This is a genomic window from Bradyrhizobium sp. 35, from assembly GCF_023073215.1.
Taxonomy (GTDB): Bacteria; Pseudomonadota; Alphaproteobacteria; order Rhizobiales; family Xanthobacteraceae; genus Bradyrhizobium; species Bradyrhizobium canariense_D.
The window spans coordinates 1-527 of sequence record NZ_JADPJC010000086.1; the positions used below are offsets into that span (position 1 = coordinate 1).

The window sequence follows — 527 nt, forward strand, 5'->3', positions numbered from 1 at the left end:
TCTTCTGCAAGGGTGCTCATAATGGACGACCATTCGGACGACATAAGACGACCATTGACACAGCGTATCGAAGTGTACGCCGGCGCAGGCCGTAAGCAGTGGCCGGATGATTTGAAGGCCCGGATTGTCGCGGAAAGCCTTGAGCCGGGCGCGGTTGTAACAGATATCGCACGCCGGCATGGCTGCCGGCCACAGCAGGTGCATGACTGGCGGCGCCGGGCGCGTTTAGGTCAACTGGTGCTGCCAGCTGCGGCGGGTGCACTGTCGTTTGTGCCGTTGCTGTCGGAATCGTCGCCATCGGCGGCTGCCGCGCCCTCCTCATCGCCGGAAGCAGCCGTTGTGACGGTTGAGCTCCAGGGGGCACGAGTTGAGGTGCGAGGGACGCCTGGACTTGCCGTGCTGAGTGATGTGTTTGTTGCGTTGCGCCGGGCACGTTCATGCTGACGGCTCCCGCTGGCCTCATGATTTACGTTGCGACCCGACCTGTAGACTTCAGGAAGGGCGCGGATGGTCTGGCGCTGTTGGCG

Annotated in this window: 1 protein-coding gene; it reads left to right on the forward strand. The window is 62.8% G+C overall.

The annotated features are described in order from the left end of the window. Positions 1-21: 21 nt before the first annotated feature. Positions 22-444 (forward strand): transposase, encoded by a 423-nt coding sequence (locus IVB36_RS19275; protein ID WP_247392737.1) that lies wholly within the window; start codon positions 22-24, stop codon positions 442-444. Positions 445-527: the final 83 nt, after the last annotated feature.

Bases quoted from the DNA above. Each gene is read 5' to 3' on its own strand.
- IVB36_RS19275 (WP_247392737.1), top strand. From the start codon at position 22: ATGGACGACCATTCGGACGACATAAGACGACCATTGACACAGCGTATC.